At 74.3% G+C, this 17596-nt stretch carries 14 protein-coding genes and 1 pseudogene; 2 read left to right on the top strand and 13 right to left on the bottom strand.

The features are described from left to right. Nucleotides 1-131 precede the first annotated feature (131 nt). The 3 genes from ACH4TG_RS10740 to ACH4TG_RS10730 all read right to left on the bottom strand — a co-directional run bounded on the left by ACH4TG_RS10740 (nucleotide 132) and on the right by ACH4TG_RS10730 (nucleotide 3138). Complete coding sequence (locus tag ACH4TG_RS10740; protein WP_398241836.1) at nucleotides 132-1193, bottom strand: helix-turn-helix domain-containing protein; 1062 nt, start codon at nucleotides 1191-1193, stop codon at nucleotides 132-134. Nucleotides 1194-1426: 233 nt separating this feature from the next. Beyond that, on the bottom strand, nucleotides 1427-2137 hold the full coding sequence (locus tag ACH4TG_RS10735; RefSeq protein ID WP_398241835.1) for an SDR family oxidoreductase: 711 nt from the start codon (nucleotides 2135-2137) through the stop codon (nucleotides 1427-1429). Between the two features lie 251 nt (nucleotides 2138-2388). Further along, nucleotides 2389-3138, bottom strand: a complete 750-nt coding sequence (locus ACH4TG_RS10730) for an SDR family NAD(P)-dependent oxidoreductase (RefSeq protein WP_398241834.1) — start codon at nucleotides 3136-3138, stop codon at nucleotides 2389-2391. A 153-nt stretch (nucleotides 3139-3291) separates the two neighbouring features. On the opposite strand from ACH4TG_RS10730, the gene ACH4TG_RS10725 reads away from it, so the two are divergent. Beyond that, nucleotides 3292-4359, top strand: a complete 1068-nt coding sequence (locus ACH4TG_RS10725) for a sigma-70 family RNA polymerase sigma factor (protein ID WP_398241833.1) — start codon at nucleotides 3292-3294, stop codon at nucleotides 4357-4359. A 182-nt stretch (nucleotides 4360-4541) separates the two neighbouring features. Here the strand turns inward: ACH4TG_RS10725 and katG are convergent, their stop codons facing one another. Further along, the gene (katG, locus tag ACH4TG_RS10720) at nucleotides 4542-6767 is read right to left on the bottom strand and encodes a catalase/peroxidase HPI (RefSeq protein WP_398241832.1); all 2226 of its coding nucleotides are present in this window, start codon (nucleotides 6765-6767) and stop codon (nucleotides 4542-4544) included. Nucleotides 6768-6919: 152 nt separating this feature from the next. Between katG and ACH4TG_RS10715 the strand changes: the two genes are divergently transcribed. After that, nucleotides 6920-7330, top strand: coding sequence for a Fur family transcriptional regulator (locus tag ACH4TG_RS10715; protein WP_398241831.1), 411 nt, complete (start codon nucleotides 6920-6922; stop codon nucleotides 7328-7330). Between the two features lie 92 nt (nucleotides 7331-7422). Here ACH4TG_RS10715 and ACH4TG_RS10710 read toward each other — a convergent pair whose 3' ends face one another. From ACH4TG_RS10710 to ACH4TG_RS10670, 9 genes and pseudogenes are all read right to left on the bottom strand, one after another. Next, the gene (locus ACH4TG_RS10710; protein WP_398241830.1) at nucleotides 7423-9312 is read right to left on the bottom strand and encodes an arabinofuranosidase catalytic domain-containing protein; all 1890 of its coding nucleotides are present in this window, start codon (nucleotides 9310-9312) and stop codon (nucleotides 7423-7425) included. A gap of 189 nt (nucleotides 9313-9501) precedes the next feature. Next, on the bottom strand, nucleotides 9502-10377 hold the full coding sequence (locus tag ACH4TG_RS10705) for a PhzF family phenazine biosynthesis protein (protein ID WP_398241829.1): 876 nt from the start codon (nucleotides 10375-10377) through the stop codon (nucleotides 9502-9504). A gap of 22 nt (nucleotides 10378-10399) precedes the next feature. Further along, complete coding sequence (locus ACH4TG_RS10700) at nucleotides 10400-10885, bottom strand: hypothetical protein (RefSeq protein ID WP_398241828.1); 486 nt, start codon at nucleotides 10883-10885, stop codon at nucleotides 10400-10402. Between the two features lie 128 nt (nucleotides 10886-11013). Continuing rightward, the gene (locus ACH4TG_RS10695) at nucleotides 11014-11718 is read right to left on the bottom strand and encodes a response regulator (protein WP_398241827.1); all 705 of its coding nucleotides are present in this window, start codon (nucleotides 11716-11718) and stop codon (nucleotides 11014-11016) included. Beyond that, nucleotides 11715-13010 carry a sensor histidine kinase gene (locus ACH4TG_RS10690; protein WP_398241826.1) on the bottom strand — a complete coding sequence of 432 codons (1296 nt, stop codon included), beginning with the start codon at nucleotides 13008-13010 and terminating at the stop codon, nucleotides 11715-11717. Before ACH4TG_RS10690 ends, ACH4TG_RS10695 begins: the two co-directional genes overlap by 4 nt. 296 nt (nucleotides 13011-13306) lie before the next feature. Beyond that, the gene (locus ACH4TG_RS10685; protein ID WP_398241825.1) at nucleotides 13307-14116 is read right to left on the bottom strand and encodes an ABC transporter permease; all 810 of its coding nucleotides are present in this window, start codon (nucleotides 14114-14116) and stop codon (nucleotides 13307-13309) included. Between the two features lie 119 nt (nucleotides 14117-14235). Continuing rightward, nucleotides 14236-14874 (bottom strand): annotated as a pseudogene (locus ACH4TG_RS10680) (ATP-binding cassette domain-containing protein); the annotation flags it as partial. Nucleotides 14875-15037: 163 nt separating this feature from the next. After that, nucleotides 15038-16141: a dipeptidase gene (locus ACH4TG_RS10675; protein ID WP_398241824.1), complete on the bottom strand. Its 1104-nt coding sequence runs from the start codon at nucleotides 16139-16141 to the stop codon at nucleotides 15038-15040. Beyond that, nucleotides 16138-17490 carry an amidohydrolase family protein gene (locus ACH4TG_RS10670; RefSeq protein WP_398241823.1) on the bottom strand — a complete coding sequence of 451 codons (1353 nt, stop codon included), beginning with the start codon at nucleotides 17488-17490 and terminating at the stop codon, nucleotides 16138-16140. Before ACH4TG_RS10670 ends, ACH4TG_RS10675 begins: the two co-directional genes overlap by 4 nt. Nucleotides 17491-17596: the final 106 nt, after the last annotated feature.

The following is a 17596-nucleotide window of genomic DNA, read 5'->3' as shown; positions in this document are numbered from 1 at the left end:
TGGTTCGTCATGGGCAACGGAATGGACAGGAGTTGGTCAAGGCACAAAGTCGCCGTGGCACATAGCCGCCATGGGGGAACCGGGTCCGCGGAGGATCCGTCCCCGGTGCCTTCCCCCCGGGGGGACGCCGGTCAGGGGGTGAGCCAGCCGGAGGCGTGGGCGTGGACGCCCAGTTGGAAGCGGGTGACCGCGCCGGACGCGGTCATGAGGGCGTGCAGGCGGCGCTGGACGGTGCGGCGGCCCATGCCGAGTTGGCGGGCGATCGCCGCGTCGGTGAGGCCGATGTGCAGCAGTGCGAGGATCTGCCGGTCGACGGCGTCCGGGAGCCCGTCGGTCCCGCCGGCCGCCGGCTCGTCGTCCGCCGCCCCCGCGGCGCCCCCGCTCAGCGGCCAGCCCTGGGCGAAGTGCTGCTCGAACAGCGAGATCAGCGCGGTCAGCAGCCCGCTGCGGTGCACGACCAGCGCCACCGGCTCGCCGGCCTCGTCCCGTTCCGGGTCGAGCGGCAGCAGGGCGGTGTCGTCGTCGGCGATGACGAGCTTGAGCGGCAGGGACTCGACCACCGAGATCTCCTGGCCCTCGGCCGCCAGATCGGCCACGTGCGGCCCGAACACGGGCCGTTCCAGCCAGGCCCGCTCCAGGACCGAGCGGATCCGCACGCCCCGCAGCATCGAATCCCGTTCGGCCTCCTCGAAGTTGTCCTTGAGGGAGATGGCGGCGGGCGCGGCCATCGCGGGGACCAGCGCGCGGACCTGGTGGCGGGCGCCCTGCTGCATCGCCAGGATCCTGCGCCGGATCGCCGCGGCGCCGGTGAGGACCTCGATGGGCGCGCCGGCCAGCTTGGACTGCGAGGCGTGGTGGCGTTCGGCCAGTTCCGTGACGAGGTGCTCGGCGCGGCGCAGCACCGACCGCCGGGCCTCCAGCAGCGGTCCGAGCGCGAGGACGGGCGGGGTGGCCCGGTAGCGCGGCCCGTCCGGATGCCGCTCGCTGCCCGCCAGCCCGCGGTCGACCAGGATCAGCAGGATGCGGGCGACCGCGGCGGCGTCGGTCCCGGGCACGGCCAGGGCGGCCGACGTGCTGTCCGGCCGGTCGACGAGCAGCCGGTAGACGGCGTCCTGCTCCGCGTCCAGCCCGAGCAGGCCGAGCACCGCCGCGTCGTCCCGCCGGTCCGGTGACCCGGGTGACTTGCTCGACACGGCCCACCCCCGATACGCGGGGAGAAGCTACCAGAACCCGTTCCCGGGCGAGTTTCCCCGCGGTGGCCCTCTCCGCGAGCGGCGCGGCGCGCCGGGCGGCCGGGGACGCGGGGCGGGCCGATGAGGGGTCCGTGGTCAAGGTGGTGCGAAGGCTGTTGTCGTTCGGGAAGGGCAGCCCGTGGGGCCCGCGGGTGGGACGGGGAAGTGTCGTTGCCCGCGGGCCGGTGGGTGGGTCAGAGGGGGCGGAGGCCCTCGGGGCCGGCGGTCAGGACGGTGGGGGCGGGGTCGTCACCGTGCGGGGTGGCGGTGGCGAGGGCGACGACGGCGCGGGCCACGCCCGCCGGATCCAGCGGCACCGGGTAGTGCTCGGCCAGGTACTCCCCCGCCGACTGGCCGGCCGCGGCGCCGTACGCGGAGGCCGCCGCCTCGCCGATCGGGGTTCCGGCCACCAACTGGCGCGGCACCAGCGCCACGAACCGGATCCCCAGGCCGCGCGCGTCTGCGGCGCCCTGGAGGTAGCCCGCGAGGAACATCTGCATGCGCTTGGCGCCCGCGTAGCCGCCGGACAGCGGCGAGCCGCCGAGCCCCGCGCCGCTGGAGACGATCACCACGGTGGCGCCGGGCCGCAGCGGCCGGGCGAGGGCCGCCCGGCCCACCTCGTAGGCAATCCTGACGTCGACGTTCCAGGCGGCCGCGAACGACGCCCAGTCCTGCTCGCCGATCGGCGCCATCCGGGGGCGGGTGCCCGCGGCGACCACCACGAGGTCGGGGTCGGCCTCATCGAGCAGCGCGGCGACCTGCGCCGCGTCCGTGGCGTCGCGTTCCCGGCCCGCGGCCAGCACGCGGGCGCCTGCCGCGCCGAGCGCCTCGGCGGTGGCCCGTCCGATGCTCCCGGCGGCGCCGATGACCAGGGCGCTGCCGAGCGCGGAAGTGCCGTTGTCCATCGCGCCGTTCGCGCCGGCTGCCGCAGCCCCGTCAACGCCCCTCGCCGAAGTACCGCCAGCTGCAGTTTCGTTTTTGGAACCGACCGAAGTTCGTTCGGCGACGCGCCTGTTCATGGAACTGGTCGAAGCACCGTCAGCGAGGGTGCTGTTCCCGGGGCAGGCCGAGGCACCCGCAGCCGGAGCGCCGTCAGCGGCACCAGCAGAAGTACCGGCAGAAGTACCAGCAGCAAAAGCCCCGTTCGCGGCCTCCATCATCGGTCCTCCTTGTCGGTTCGGACCTCGGCCGGGCCGGCCGTCGGCATGTCCGCGAGCCGGCGGGCCAGCGTCTTGACCATGCCGCCGCGCCAGCCGTCGGCCAGTTCCGCGGACAGGGGGTCGGGGAAGATCTCCTCCTCGTCCTTCTCCACGCCGTCGAAGACGGCCTGCGCGACGGACGCCACCGTGGCCTTGGGGACGTCCAGGTCGCGGGTCATGTCGGTGTCCACGGGGCCGGTCATGACGGCGTGGACGCGGACGCCGCGCCCGGCCAGCAGCGTCCGCAGCGACTGCGTCAGGGAGAACGCGGCCGCCTTGGACACCGAGTAGGCGGGCAGCACCGGCAGCGGCGCGAAGCCGTTCACCGACAGGTTGTTGACGAGGGCGCCCCGCGAGAGCAGCAGGTGCGGCAGGAACGCCCGGGTGACGTCGTAGGTGCCGAACAGGTTGACGGCCAGGTGGCGTTCGAGGGCGCCCCGGTCGTCGAGGACGTCCGGCAGGGCGACGCCCGCGTTGTTGACCAGGATGTCCAGGGAGGCGACCTGCTCGGCGGCCCGCCGCACCTGCGCCGGGTCGGTGACGTCCAGGACGATCGGGGTGACGCGGGGGTCGGGGTGGGGCAGGGGGCGGCGGGTGCCGACGTAGACCCGCGCCGCCCCGCGGGTCAGGGCCTCGTCGACGAGGCCCCGGCCGATGCCGCGGTTCCCGCCGGTGATGAGGAGCGTGCTGTCCGTGAGGGTCGTCATGGCGACCTGTCTCCTTGTCGCTCTCGTGCCGCGCGCCGTGCTGCTCGCGGCCGTGTCCGTCGTGGGTTGAGACACGGGCGGCCCGGCGAAGTCACCGACCACTTTCGGGTCCGGGCGGTGTCCTTACAGGGAGAGGCGGGAGGTGTCGGATCGATGGGACACGCAGCGGGTGCGGTGCGCACGGGCGGACCGGCCCTGGAACGGGCCAGGGCCGGGGACGGGGAGGCGTTCCGGGAGCTGGCCGAGCCCTACCGGAGCGAGCTGCAGCTGCACTGCTACCGGATCCTCGGCTCGGTGCAGGACGCGGAGGACACGGTCCAGGAGACGCTGCTGGCGGCGTGGCGCGGGCTGGGCGGGTTCGAGAGCCGCGCCTCGGTCCGCGCCTGGCTGTACCGGATCGCGACCAACCGCTGCCTGAACCTGCTGCGGGACGCGGGCCGCCGGCCGCGCCCGTCGCTGCCGGCCCGCCCGCCGTTCGACGTGCCGGAGCCCACCCGGCGTGCGGATCCTTCCTGGTACGAGCCGTACCCGGACGCCCTGCTCGACGGCCTGCCGGACGCGGCGCCCGGGCCCGAGGCCCGCTACGAGGCGCGGGAGTCGCTGGCGCTGGCGTTCGTCGCCGGGCTGCAGCGGCTGCCGCCGCGGCAGCGCGCGGTCCTGGTGCTGCGCGACGTGCTGGGGTTCCGTGCGGCGGAGGTCGCCGGGATGCTCGACGCGAGCGGGGTCGCGGTGAACAGCGCGCTGCAGCGGGCGCGGGCCACGCTGGAGGAGCGGCTGCCGGGGCGCGACCGGGACCGGATGCCGCTGCCGCGTTCCGCGCGGGAGCGGGCGCTGGCCGGCCGGTTCGCGGAGGTGCTGGAGAACTCCGACGTGGACGGGCTGGTGGCGCTGCTGACCGACGACGCCTGGCTGACGATGCCGCCCGAGCCGCTGGAGTACCAGGGGCACGCGGCCATCGCCGCCTTCTACCGGGCCCTGCCGTGGTGGGGCGGGCGGGCGCTGCGGCTGCTTCCGGCGCGCGCCAACGGCGGTCCGGCGTTCGGCGCGTACCTGCGCGAGCCCGGGGGCGGCGCCGCGCGGGCGTACGGCCTGGTGGTGCTCACCCTCGCCGGGGACGGCGCCGGGGGCGCTGCCGGTGAAGGCCGGATCGCGGCCGTCACCCGCTTCGGCGACAACGGGCTGCTCCCCCGGTTCGGCCTGCCCCTGGAACTGCCGGGCTGACGGGAGCCGGGGCCGCGGACGCGGGCTGGGCCTGGCCGTGGGGGCCGGAGCGCCGGACGGGAAACGGGCACCCGGGGAGTGCGGCCGCCCGCGGACGACGGCGTCCCGGCCGCCTCCTCGCAGGGGCCGGCCGGGACGCCGGGGTCGTACGGGTCAGGCCGCCGGGACGGCCGCGGGCCCGGTCAGACGAGGTCGAACCGGTCGAGGTTCATCGTCTTGTCCCACGCGGCGACGAAGTCGCGCACGAACTTCTCCTTGGCGTCGTCGCTCGCGTAGACCTCGGCGAGCGCGCGCAGCTCGGAGTTCGAGCCGAAGACCAGGTCGGCACGGGTGCCGGTCCACTTGACCTCGCCGGTGGCGGTGTCGCGGCCCTCGAAGGTGCTCTCGTCCTCGGACGTCGACGACCAGGCGGTGCCCAGGTCGAGCAGGTTGACGAAGAAGTCGTTGGTCAGCACGCCCGGGGTCGCGGTGAGCACGCCGTGCTTGGACTGGCCCTGGTTGGCGCCCAGCACCCGCAGGCCGCCGACGAGGACGGTCGTCTCGGGAGCGCTCAGCGTCAGCAGGTTGGCGCGGTCCAGCAGCAGGTACTCGGCCGGCAGGCGGTTGCCCTTGCCGACGTAGTTGCGGAAGCCGTCGGAGGTCGGCTCCAGCGCGGCGAACGACTCGACGTCGGTCTGGTCGGCGGTGGCGTCGGCGCGGCCCGGGGTGAACGGGACGGTGACGTCCACGCCGCCGTCCTTGGCGGCCTTCTCGACGCCGGCGGCGCCGGCGAGCACGATCAGGTCGGCGAGCGAGATCCGCTTGCCGCCGGACTGGGCGGAGTTGAACGACTCCTGGATGCCCTCCAGGGTGCGCAGCACGCCGGCCAGCTCGTCCGGGTCGTTGACCTCCCAGCCGTTCTGCGGCTCCAGGCGGATCCGGGCGCCGTTCGCGCCGCCGCGCTTGTCGCTGCCGCGGAACGAGGCGGCCGAGGCCCAGGCGGTGGAGACCAGCTGGGACACCGACAGGCCGGAGGCGAGGACCTGCTCCTTGAGGGAGGCGACGTCCGCGTCGTCGACGAGCGGGTGGCCGACCGCGGGCAGCGGGTCCTGCCAGATCAGCGTCTCGGAGGGGACCTCCGGGCCGAGGTAGCGGACGATCGGGCCCATGTCGCGGTGGGTCAGCTTGAACCACGCGCGGGCGAAGGCGTCCGCGAACTCGGCCGGGTTCTCCATGAACCGCCGCGAGATCGCCTCGTAGGTGGGGTCGAAGCGCAGCGACAGGTCGGTGGTGAGCATGGTCGGCGCGTGGGTCTTCGACGCGTCGTGCGCGTCGGGCACGGTGCCGGCGCCCGCGCCGTCCTTCGGCCGCCACTGGTGGGCGCCCGCCGGGCTCTTGAACAGCTCCCACTCGTAGCCGAAGAGGATGCTGAAGAAGCTGTTGTCCCACTGGGTGGGGGTGTCGGTCCAGATGCCCTCGAGGCCGCTGGTGATGGTGTCGGCGCCCTTGCCGGTGCCGTAGGCGTTCTTCCAGCCCAGGCCCTGCTCGGCCATCGACGCGCCCTCGGGCTCGGCGCCGACGTTCTCCGCGGGGCCGGCGCCGTGGGTCTTGCCGAAGGTGTGGCCGCCGGCGATCAGCGCGACGGTCTCCTCGTCGTTCATCGCCATCCGGCGGAACGTCTCACGGATGTCGCGGGCCGCGGCGATCGGGTCCGGGTTGCCGTTGGGGCCCTCGGGGTTGACGTAGATCAGGCCCATCTGGACGGCGCCGAGCGGGTTCTCCAGCTCGCGGTCGCCGGTGTAGCGCGAGTCGCCGAGCCAGGTGCTCTCGGGGCCCCAGTAGACGTCGTCCTCGGGCTCCCAGACGTCCTCGCGGCCGCCGCCGTAGCCGAAGGTCTCGAAGCCCATCGACTCCAGGGCCACGTTGCCCGCGAGGATCAGCAGGTCCGCCCAGGACAGGGACTGGCCGTACTTCTTCTTCACCGGCCACAGCAGGCGGCGGGCCTTGTCCAGGTTGCCGTTGTCCGGCCAGCTGTTGAGCGGGGCGAAGCGCTGCTGCCCGGCCCCGGCGCCGCCGCGGCCGTCGCTGATCCGGTAGGTGCCGGCGCTGTGCCAGGCCATACGGATGATGAACGGGCCGTAGTTGCCGAAGTCCGCCGGCCACCAGTCCTGCGAGGTGGTGAGCACCTCGGCGATGTCCCGCTTCACGGCGGGCAGGTCGAGGGTGCGGAACGCCGCGGCGTAGTCGAAGTCCCCGCCGAGCGGGTTCGCCACGTCGGGGTTCTTCGCCAGGACCTTCAGGTTCAGCCGCTCCGGCCACCAGCCGCGGTTACCCCCGCCCTGGGTGGGGTGCGGGGCGCGTCCGTGCGCGACCGGGCAACCGCCCTCGGTCGTCGCCGGTGCGACGTTGGCATCGTTGTTCTCGGGCATGGTGAATCCTTCCGGGGCCTTGGCTACCACCAGAAGCGATCCTACGATGGACCGAGTCCAAGTCAAGAAGGACGCCAAACACATAACCCGTCGGGTTCCGGACCTGCACTGATACTGTTCCGGTGTCCATGAACAGAATCAGGTGAACCGATATGAGCGACCTGCTGGAGCGACTGCGCGGGCGCGGCTGGCGGATGACCTCGCAGCGGCGCGTCGTCGCCGAGGTCCTCGACGGCGACCACGTCCATCTCACGGCGGACGAGGTGCACGCCCGGGCCGCGCGGCGGCTGCCGGAGATCTCCCGGGCGACGGTGTACAACACGCTCGGCGAGCTGGTGCAGCTCGGCGAGGTCATGGAGGTGGCGACGGACGGGCGCGCCAAGCGCTACGACCCGAACGCGCACCGGCCGCACCAGCACCTGGTGTGCTCGGGCTGCGGCAGCATCCGCGACGTCCGCCCGGCGGGCGACCCGCTGGCCGACCTCCCGGCCGGCGAGCGGTTCGGCTTCCAGGTCTCCCAGGTCGAGGTCACCTATCGCGGCCTGTGCCCGGCCTGCGCGTGACCGGGTGAGCCCTGTCCGGGTCCGGAGTGGCGCGGGCGGGTCGGGGAGCACCCGCGCCACCTCAGGACCGGCCGGGAAGGCCGCTCCTCAGCTCAGCCCAGCGCGAACTTCTGCGCCGCGCTGCCGTTGCAGTCCCAGATCTGCAGCCGCGTGCCGTTGGCCGTCGCGCCGCTCGGCGAGTCCAGGCACCGCCCGGACTGCGGGTTGACCAGCGAGCCGTCCGCCTGCTGGTTCCAGACCTGGCCGCCGACGCCGTCGCAGTCCCACAGCTCCACCTGCGTGCCGTTCGCCGTGCCGTTGCCGTTGATGTCCAGGCACCGGCCGAGGGTGCCCAGCGAGCCGTTGGCGTTGTGGTACCAGTGCTGGTCCACCGCGTAGGACTGGCAGTCCCACAGCTGCACGGCCTTGCCGTTGCCGCCGACGTCGTCGCCGTCCACGTCCAGGCACTTGGCGCCGGGACCGGCCACCGGGGCGCCGCCGTTGACGCTGAACCGCTGCGCCGCGCTGCCGTTGCAGTCCCAGATCTGCAGCCGCGTGCCGTTGGCCGTCGCGCCGCTCGGCGAGTCCAGGCACCGCCCGGACTGCGGGTTGAGCAGCGAACCGTCGGAGCGCTGGACCCACTTCTGCCCGCCGACGCCGTTGCAGTCCCACAGCTCGACCTGCGTGCCGTTCGCGGTGCCGTTGCCGTTGATGTCCAGGCACCGGCCGATGGTGCTCAGCGAGCCGTTGGCGTTGTGCTGCCAGTGCTGGTCCTCGGCGTAGGACTGGCAGTTCCACAGCTGGACCGCGGTGCCGTTGCCGCCGGTGTCGTCGGCCGCGACGTCCACGCACTGGCCGCCGGGCCCGGTGATCGTCCCCTGCGGGCCGTTGGGCACGTTGGTCTCACCGGAGTAGCCCACCGAGACGATGTCGGCCTGCACCGCGTTGTCCGCGGAGTCGCTCGGGTAGCCGGCGACCATCACGCCCTCGAAGAAGGTGCCCATGTTCCGGTTGCTGTTGTCGCCGCCGGTGCCCAGGATGATGCCGCCTTCCTGCTGCATGGGCCGGTAGCCGCCGCGGGTGGGCAGCCCGCCGCTCCACCACGTGGACAGGCCGCCCGACTGGGAGTTGCCGCCCTTGATCGCGTAGGTGGTCTGCCCGTCGTTCTTCAGCAGCGCGGTGACGTATGTGCTGCTGTTGCCCAGGTTCGCGGTGTTGGAGCCGTTGTCGCCCTGGAACATGCCGTTCTCCATGTCCGCCTCGACCCACGGGCCCGAGCCGGTGCACGGCGCGAAGTAGCAGGTGGTGGCGATGGACACGGCGTCCATGTGGCCGTTTCCGGTGTCGGACGGGGTCCGCTCCGCGTTGCCGTAGTCGAAGCAGCAGTCCGAGCCGACGTGGGTGCCGCTGGCCACCATGTAGGCGCCCTCCGGCTGCCCGTTGACGGCCACACCCGAGGCAACACCGGTGTAGCGGTAGCCCACGCCCGGCGAGATCCAGATGCCGTAGACCTTGTGGCCGCCGGCGCTCACCGCGATCTCGCTCGCGTCCGCGCCGCGGTCCACGCCGCCCGCGGTGCCGGCCGGGCCGGGCAGCAGGTCGTTGTGCCGCGAGGTCTGGTCGTAGACCTTGGAGATCCGGCACGTGGTGGTCTGGCAGAAGGTGTCCTGCTGCTGGGCGTTGGCGTACCCGCCGGCGGACAGCAGGCCGATGTCGCTCGTGGCGCCGTCCGAGGCCCGGGTCACCTGGTACAGCGGCCCGTTGTACGACGAGAAGAGCGCACGGGTGGTGCTGTGCGCGGCGACGCACGGCGTGCCGGCGGAGCCGTAGATGTCGCACGGCAGGGAGCCCGCCGCCTGCGAGGCGGTGGGCAGGGTGATCAGCGCTCCGAGGAGGAGGGCGAGGGCCGCCAGGGCCGGCAGCAGGACGCTCCTGATCCGGAGGTCCGGTCCCACGGCGCCGCCCGGCTGGGCGGTCGCGGCGGCACGTCTCGTTCTGCGCATGGTTGCTCCCGGAAGGTGGGGGAAACGGAGCTTCGACTCATCGATGCGGCAGCAGAGTTCACGCTGGTGGGCGACCGGCTCGGAAATTACGCGCCCGCCCGGCGCGCGTCAATATTTGTTGCTTTCTTTTGCTGAGAGCGCTCTACGGACTGTCGGGTTCCGTGGGTTTGCGTGCGGTCGGAGCCCGGGTCAGGACAGGGTGCGGGTGCCGGTGAGCTCGGCTGCGCCGCCGACGAGGACCCGCGGGACCGGACCGGTGGCGGTCGCCGTGATCGTGGCCGGGCTGCCGAGGGCGTCGCCCATGTCCACGGCGATCCGGGTGCGGCCCCGGCCGGCGAGGTGGGCGGCCAGGCAGGCGGTGCTGTTGGCGTTGGCGATGTCCTCGGGGACGCCGATCGAGGGGGCGAACATGCGGGCGGCGAGCCGCCCTTCGGCGTCCGGCGGGGAGTGGACGTAGGCGCCCAGCAGCCCCCACCGGTCGCAGGCCGCCCGCAGCCGGTCCAGGTCCGGGGCGAGGGCGGCCAGCGCGGCCCGGGACGCGACCGGGACCAGCAGCCTCGGCCGCCCCACCGAGGCGATCACAGGTCCCGAACCGGTGGGCGTGGGAGCGAGTTTCAGGGCATCGGCCACCGACTCCGCTTCGTCCGCGGCCGGTTCGCGCAAGTTCACCGGGCCCGGGTCGAACGCCGCGGTGCCGCGCCCTCCTTCACGGACCCACCGGCCGGTGAAGGACCGGTCGTGCGTGCGGAGTTCGAAGCGGTGGCGGGTGCTGCCGGCCCGGGCGGCGAGGACTGCCAGCGCGGCGACCGTCCCGTGGCCGCAGGCGGGCAACTCGCCCTCGGCGGTGAAGAACCGCAGCGACACGGACGGGCTGCCGCCGGCCCCCTCGCGCCCTGCCGGGTCCGCTGCCAGGAAGACGGCGTGCGAGGTGCCCGACTCCACGGGCACCCGCCGCCGTTCCCCGTCGCTCAACCCGGCCTCGTCCACCACCGCCGTGGGGCTGCCGCCCGCGCCGGCGCGCAGGCACGCGCGCACGAGGGTGACGGACAGGCCGGTGAGCGTCATACGGCCCACGGTAACCGGGCGTTCAGTAGTGCCAGTGGTTCCGGCCGGACACCTCGCCGCAGGTGATCTTCCGGCCCTGCGCGTCGGTCGTGGACAGGCCCACGTCGCTGGAGCGGCAGAACTGGCCCGCCTTGTAGCAGTTCCCGGCGCTGGAGCGGATGCTGCAGACGGCGGTGTGCGCGGGGGCCGAGGTGCGCGGCGCGGGCGGCCGCGTGGTGGGGTGGGTGCGCGCGGGGGCCGTCGTGCGGTGCGCGGGAGCGGCGGCCGTGGTCGCCGGTCGGGTGGGCCGGGCGCTGTGCGTGGCCGGCGGTACCGCCGTCGGCGAGGTCGTGACGGGCGCGCCGGTCGTCGGGGTCGGGACGGGTGCCGCAGTCGTGGCGCTCGGGCTGACCGTGCCGGACACCGGGGTTGCGGAGGCCGCGTCGTGCATGTCCCCCGTCCCGCAGGCTCCGAGGGTGAGGGCGGCGAGGGCCGCGACGGCTGCGGCGGCTATGCGACGGTGTTTCATTCGGTGGACATTAGGAGGCGGTGCGTCAGCGCATGGACCGAAGCGTCCGGGTTACGCCATACGTCGTGCGCGGCGTCCGGCAAGTGCGGGATGTGCCTCAGGCACTGTCCGGCATCATCCGGCACCGGTCAGGCGCCCAGGTAGCGCAGGACCGCGAGCACGCGGCGGTTGGCCTCCTCCGAGACCTGGAGGCCGAGCTTGGCGAAGACGGCGGCGACGTGCTTCTCGACGGTGCCCGGGGACACGACCAGGGCCTGCGCGATCGCCGCGTTGGACCGGCCCTCGGCCATGAGCGCCAGCACCTCGCGCTCGCGTGCGGTGAGGGTCTCCAGGTCGGCGGTGCGCCGGCTCGCGCCGGCCAGTTGGGTCACCACCTCGGGGTCCAGCGCGGTGCCGCCGCCCGCCACCCGGGCCAGCGCCTCGGTGAACTCGGCGACGTTCGCGACCCGGTCCTTGAGCAGGTAGCCGACGCCCGCCGAGCCGGCGGCGAGCAGCCGGGTGGCGTACTTGGTCTCGATGTACTGGGAGAACAGCAGGACGCCGGTCCCCGGATGCTCGCGCCGGATGTCGATGGCCGCGCGCAGCCCCTCGTCGCCGTGCGCCGGCGGCATCCGGATGTCCACCACGCAGACGTCCGGGCGGTGTGCGGCGACGGCGGCCCGCAGCGCGTCGGCGTCGGCCACGGCCGCGCAGACCTCGTGGCCGCGCTCGCCGAGCATCTGGGCGAGCAACTCCCGCAGTACGGCGGCGTCCTCGGCGATCACGACGCGCACGGGGCGGCTGGGGTGCGGGCTCGCCTGGCTCACCCGGCCCATGCTCTCACGGCCGCTCATGCGTGCAGCGGCAGCGCGACGGTCACGGATGTCGGGCCGCCCGGCGGGCTGGCGACGTCCAGCGTCCCGTCGACCGTGCGCACCCGCTGGGCGAGGCCGGCCAGTCCGCTGCCCGCGGCCGGGTCGGCGCCGCCGCGGCCGTCGTCGGTCACCACCAGCCGCAGCACGCCGCCCTGTTGCTCCAGGCGCAGCGCCGCCCGCCGCGCGCCGCTGTGCTTGATGACGTTGGCGAGCAGCTCCGCGGCGCAGAAGTAGGCGATGGTCTCGATGGCCGGGGTGGGCCGTTCGGGGACGTCGACGGCCAGCTCGACCGGGACGCTGCTGCGGGCGGCGAGCGTGGCGAGGGCGTCGGGCAGGCCGTCGTCGAGCGCGGGCGGGTGGATGCCGCGGGCCAGGTCGCGCAGTTCGGTCAGCGCCTCGGTCGCGTTGCGGTGGGCGGCGTCGACGAGTTGGCGCACGCGGGCCGGGTCGTCGACGGGCCCGCCGTCGGCGCCGAGCCGTTCCTTGACCATGTCCAGGCTCATGGCCAGCGCGACGAGGCGCACCTGGGCGCCGTCGTGCAGGTCGCGTTCGACGCGGCGCAGCAGGGCCGCCGAATCGTCCACGGCCAGTGCCCGGGTCTCCTCCAAGTCCCGTACGCGCGCGGCGAGTCGTCCGGGGCCGAGCAGTTCGCGGAGCAGCCGGCGGTCGACCGCGACGACGCCGCGGGTGAACCAGGGCGCGGCCAGCAGGATGGCGACGCCGATCGCGGCCGCCACGAACGTGCCGGCGAGGCTGGTGCTGTGCGGGGCGCCGCCGCCGGCCGGGACGGGCGTGAGGGTGGGCATGCCCTCGGCGCCCGACGGCCGCTGGTGGAAGACCGCCCAGCGCAGCGGTGCGCTGAGGTCGAACAGGCCGGTCCACCACCAGCCCACGGCGTACAGCTCGAACGCGGCGACCGGCAGCTTCACCAGGACGTAGGCGACCGCGCGCCAGCCCGCGGCGTCGCGCAACCGGGCGTCGAGCCGGGTCAGGAGCCGGCCGTCGGGCCGGGCCGCGGGCGGTGCCTCCACCCGCTCCCCGAGCAGGCCGCGTGCCAGCCCGCGGTACACGGACGCCACGCCGCGGGCGAGGAGGAGGGCCGTCGCGACGAGGAGGAGGCCGAGGACGGCGCCGAGGATCGAGATCGTGAGGGCGGTGCCGAGGGCCAGCGCGGTGACGACCAGCACGAAGGTGATGAGGGCCGGCGGGAAGGTGGTGAGGCAGTACGTTGCCTCGGTCCAGGTGCGTCGTCCGAACGATGCGGCCAGCACCTTTACGGCTGGCCCTCGCCTAGTCCGTGGGCGTGCCGCCCCCTTGCCCCTCTCCTCCACGTCCCCAGTCTCCCTTCTCCACCCGTCTCTTCCCCTGGCCATGGGCTGGTTGCGCCCCGCCAGCGGCGCGGGGTCCCCCTCGGCTGCGCCTCCAGTCGCTCCCCCAGCCCGCCCGCCCCGCCCGGCCACCCACCGGCCGCCCGACGGCAGCGACGCCCGCTCGGGGCAGGACCTGCCCCGCCAGGGGCGCGGCCGGCGCCGCACGTGGAGAGGGGGCCCCACCGGAGGGTGAGGGGTCAGGTGTTGCGGCGGGAGAGGGTGAGGGAGCCGGCGAGGAGGGCGAGGGCGACGTAGAGGATGAGGACGGCGAAGCCCGTCCATGGGGAGAGGCAGCCGGAGACGGGCTTGGCGGCGGCCAGCGAGTTGCCGGCGATGATCGTGGGGAGGAACTTGGCCACCACCGTGCCGGTCAGGCCGCCGAGCACGCCGGGGACCACGTACAGGAAACCGACGAGCGCACCGATCGCCGCCGCGGTGTGGCGGACGACGGCACCCAGGCCGACCCCGATCAGGCCGACCATGGCGAGGTAGGCGCCGGACATCACCACGGCCCGCAGCACCCCGGGTGAGCCGAGCGAGAGGCCCGGCGCCTCCCGGGTCAGCAGCGGCCGGCCGGCGAAGAAGGTGACGAACACCACCACCTCGCCCACGACGAGCGCGGCCGCTCCGAGGACGGCCGCCTTGGCGGCCAGCAGCAGGGGCCGCCGCGGCACGGCGGCGAGCGTGGCCCGGATCGAACCGGAGGAGTACTCGCCGGTGACGGCCAGCACGGCCAGGGCGCCGATGACGAGCTGGCCGAGGGCGACGCCCGCCAGCAGGTTGTCGACCGGGTCGAAGGCGGCAGCCTTGCCGGGGCTCGGCGCCTTGGTGTTGGCCATGGTCACGAGGCCGATCGCGATCATCCCCGCGGTGGTGGCGAGCAGCGCCCACAGCGTCGACCGCAGCGTCCGCAGTTTGATCCACTCCATCCGGGCGGCGTGCCCGAACCCGTAGCGGTCGGTGGCGGCCCGCACCCCGCCCCCGGCCGTGGTGCCGACGGTGCTCATGACTGCCTCCTCGGGGCGTGGGGGGCCGGTTCCGCCGCGCGGCCGGACCCCCGGTACTGGGCGCTGTCACCGGTGAGCGCGAAGAACGCCTCCTCCAGCGACCTGCCGCCCGCGGTGAGTTCGGCGACGCTGGTGTCGGCGAGCAGCCGCCCCTGCCCGACGACGACCAGATGGTCGGCGGTGAGCGCCATCTCGCTGATCAGGTGGCTGGACAGCAGCACGGTGCGGCCCTCGGCCGCGAGGTCCTTCATCAGGGTGCGGATCCACCGCACGCCTTCCGGGTCGAGGCCGTTGACGGGTTCGTCGAAGAGCAGCACGCCGGGGTCGCCGAGCAACGCCGCCGCGATGCCCAGCCGTTGGGACATGCCGAGGGAGAACCCGCCGGCCCGGCGGCCCGCCACGTCGGCCAGGCCGACGATGCCGAGGACGGTGCCGACCCGGGAGCGGGGGATGCCGCTCGCGGCGGCCAGCGCGCGCAGGTGGCTGCGGGCGCTGCGCCCCGGGTGGCAGCTGCGGGCTTCGAGGAGCGCGCCGACCTCGCGCAGCGGCCAGCGCAGGTCCCGGTAGTCCTGGCCGTTGATGCGGGCGGCACCCGCGTCGGGCCGGTCGAGGCCCATGAGCATGCGCATGGTGGTGGACTTGCCGGACCCGTTGGGGCCGAGGAAGCCGGTGACGGCGCCCGGCCGGACGTCGAAGCCGAGGTGGTCGACGGCGAGGGTCGGGCCGTAGCGTTTGGTGAGGTCACGGGCCTGGATCATGGCTGCTTCCCGGTGCGTTGGCTCATGGCACCGACGTTAGGCAGCGGCGCGGCGGCCCGGAACGCGGTTGTCCTCCGTCCTGGCCTGGGGGTATTCCCCCACCGTGCCCGCGCACCGCCGCGCAAGCGTCACCCGCGGGCCGTCACCGGCCGGGCGCCGGGCGTCACGCGCCCCAGATCCGCTCGGCGTACGCCACGAAGTTGCCGCCCATGACCTTGGCGATCCGTGTCTGCGACCAGCCGCGCCGCTCCAGCAGCGCGATCAGCCGGCGGAACTGGTCGACGCCGCGCAGGTCGACGACGAACGGCACGACGCCGGGCTGCTCGCCGGCCGCGGCGACGCCGGCCCTGCGGCGCTCGGCGACCTGCTCGGCGATCGCGGCACGGTAGGCGTCGAGGTCGTCGATGGCGGTGACCGGGCCGTCGGTGCCGATGCCGACGTGGTCCTCGCCGCACACGTCCACCGCGTGGACCAGGTGCTCGACCACGTCGTCCGCGCACGGGTGGCCGTCGGCGGTGAGGAACGGCATGAAGTAGACGCCGACGAAGCCGCCGCGGGAGGCGACCAGCCGCAGCTCCTCGTCGGTCTTGTTGCGCGGCAGGTCGGCGAGGGCGCGGCAGCCGGTGTGGTTGACGGAGACGGGTTGCCGGGACAGGGCGGCGGCCTCCAGGCAGGTGCGCTCGCCGCTGTGCGAGAGGTCGACCATCAGCCGGTGCGCGTTGAGTTCCTCGACCACCTGCCGCCCGAAGGGCGTCAGCCCGCGGTTGCCGGGCGCCATCGACCCGTCGCCGAGGGCGTTGGCCTGGTTGTACGTCAACTGCACGACACGCACGCCCAGTTCGGCGAAGGTGCGGACCCGGCCGAGGTCGTCGCCGACGGCCTCGGCGTTCTGGAAGCCGTAGATGACGCCGATCCGGCCCTCGCGCCGGGCCCGGTGGATGTCGGCGGCGGTGCGGACGTGCAGCAGATGGGCGGAGTTGTCGTGGAGGATTCCGTTCCAGACGCTGATCTCGTCCAGGGTATGCCGGAATGGCGGCTGTTCGCCCATCACATAGCCGAGGGTGATATTGACCGCCGTCATCCCGGAGGCGTGCGCGTCCGCGAGGGCGCGGGCGTCCACCACCAGCTCCTCGCCGGTCTGCTGGAGTTGGGCGGCCCTGTCGGCGGCGGCGTTCGGATTGTGCAGCTCACCGAGGGCGTTGACGATGAGCGGCGTGCGGGTGGCCGGGGTGCCGCAGGCGCCGGGCGCGGTGGCCGTGCCGGTCACGACCGCTCCTCGCGGGCGGCCGCGGACCCCGGGTCCGCCGGGTGCCACGACGCGGGGCGCGGGTGGCGGCGACCGCGCTTGACGACGAGCACGACGCTGTCGAGGCGCGCGATATCGGCCACCGGATCGTCCGCCAGCACGACGAGGTTGGCCAGTTTTCCCTCCTCGACCGAGCCCATGTCGTCCTGGGCGCCCATACTGCGCGCGCCGACCAGCGTCGCGCTATGAAATGCCTGTTCGACCGTGAAACCACACCGCGTGACGAGGAACGCGATCTCCTGGTGCAGCGGTGGCCAGGGCTGGACGGGATCCGGATCGCAGTCGGTGCCGGCGCTGACCGGCACGGCCGCCCTGCGGGCCTGCGCGGTGAGCGCCGCGGCGAGGTCGCTGGTGGCGAGCGCCCGGCGCCGCGCGTCCTCGTCCCCCTCCGCCGCGGCCTCGGCGGCGAACCGCTCGCCCATGCTCGCGGTCGCGTCGAGGATGGTGCCGTGCCGGCGCATCGCGGCGAGCAGTTCCTCGATCCGCGGGTCGTCGCCGGCCAGGAAGCGGCCGTGGTCGACCGGCGGCTTGTCCCGGTAGGTGGTGAGCGGGCGGTCGGCGGCCGCGTGCACCAGCAGCGTCACGTGCGAGACGCTGTCGACGCCGGCGGCCACCACCTCGCCGGGGGCGGCGGGGAACACCGCGGCGTGCGCCCACACCAGGGCGCCCTGGCGGTGCGCCTCGGCGGTGACGGCGGCGACCTGCTCGCCGGGCAGGTCGGCGTACACCTTGATCGCGGTCGCCGAGGTGCCGAGCGCGCGGGCGACTGCCAGCGGCAGGTCGGTGCCGGGGGTGACGGCCTGCATCCACGGGGTGTGGCCGGGGACGGCTCCCTGGCAGACCTGCCAGGTGCGCGGGTCGTCGAAGAAGCCGGGGCCGGCCATCAGCGCCGCGTAGCGGATGTCGGGTGCGGGGATCTCGCCGACCAGCGCCGCGCGGGCCAGGTCGCCGATCTCCCGCAGGTCGTCGGCCATGTCGCGGACGGCGGTGACCCCGCCGAGCAGGTCGCGGCGCAACGTGGCCTCGGCGACCGGGCGGTTGGGGGGTGTGGCCATGTGCTGGTGGGAGTCGATCAGCCCGGGAACGAGGACGTGGCCGGTCAGGTCCACGGTCTCGGCGCCGGGGTGGTCGCCGTCGCGGACCTCCGCGTCGGGCGCGACCCGCACGATCCGCTCGCCGTCCACGACGACGGTGGTGGACGGGCGGGGCGCGGCGCCGGTGCCGTCGATGAGGGTGGCCCCGCGGTAGACGACGAGGGTTCCGGGGGCGGCCGGCGCGTACGGCGCCGGGGCGGGGACGGGTTCGGTCACCGGGGCCTGCCTCCTCCGGAGAGCTTCCGGATCTCGCTGCGGGATTTCACTGTGCGAAACTCGGTGATCGACAGATGCAACGAGCTGCGATGAGCCGTACCGTACC

Source organism: Streptomyces sp. NPDC020917 (assembly GCF_044333795.1).
Lineage (GTDB): Bacteria > Actinomycetota > Actinomycetes > Streptomycetales > Streptomycetaceae > Actinacidiphila.
This window is presented reverse-complemented; position numbering and strand designations above follow the sequence as displayed.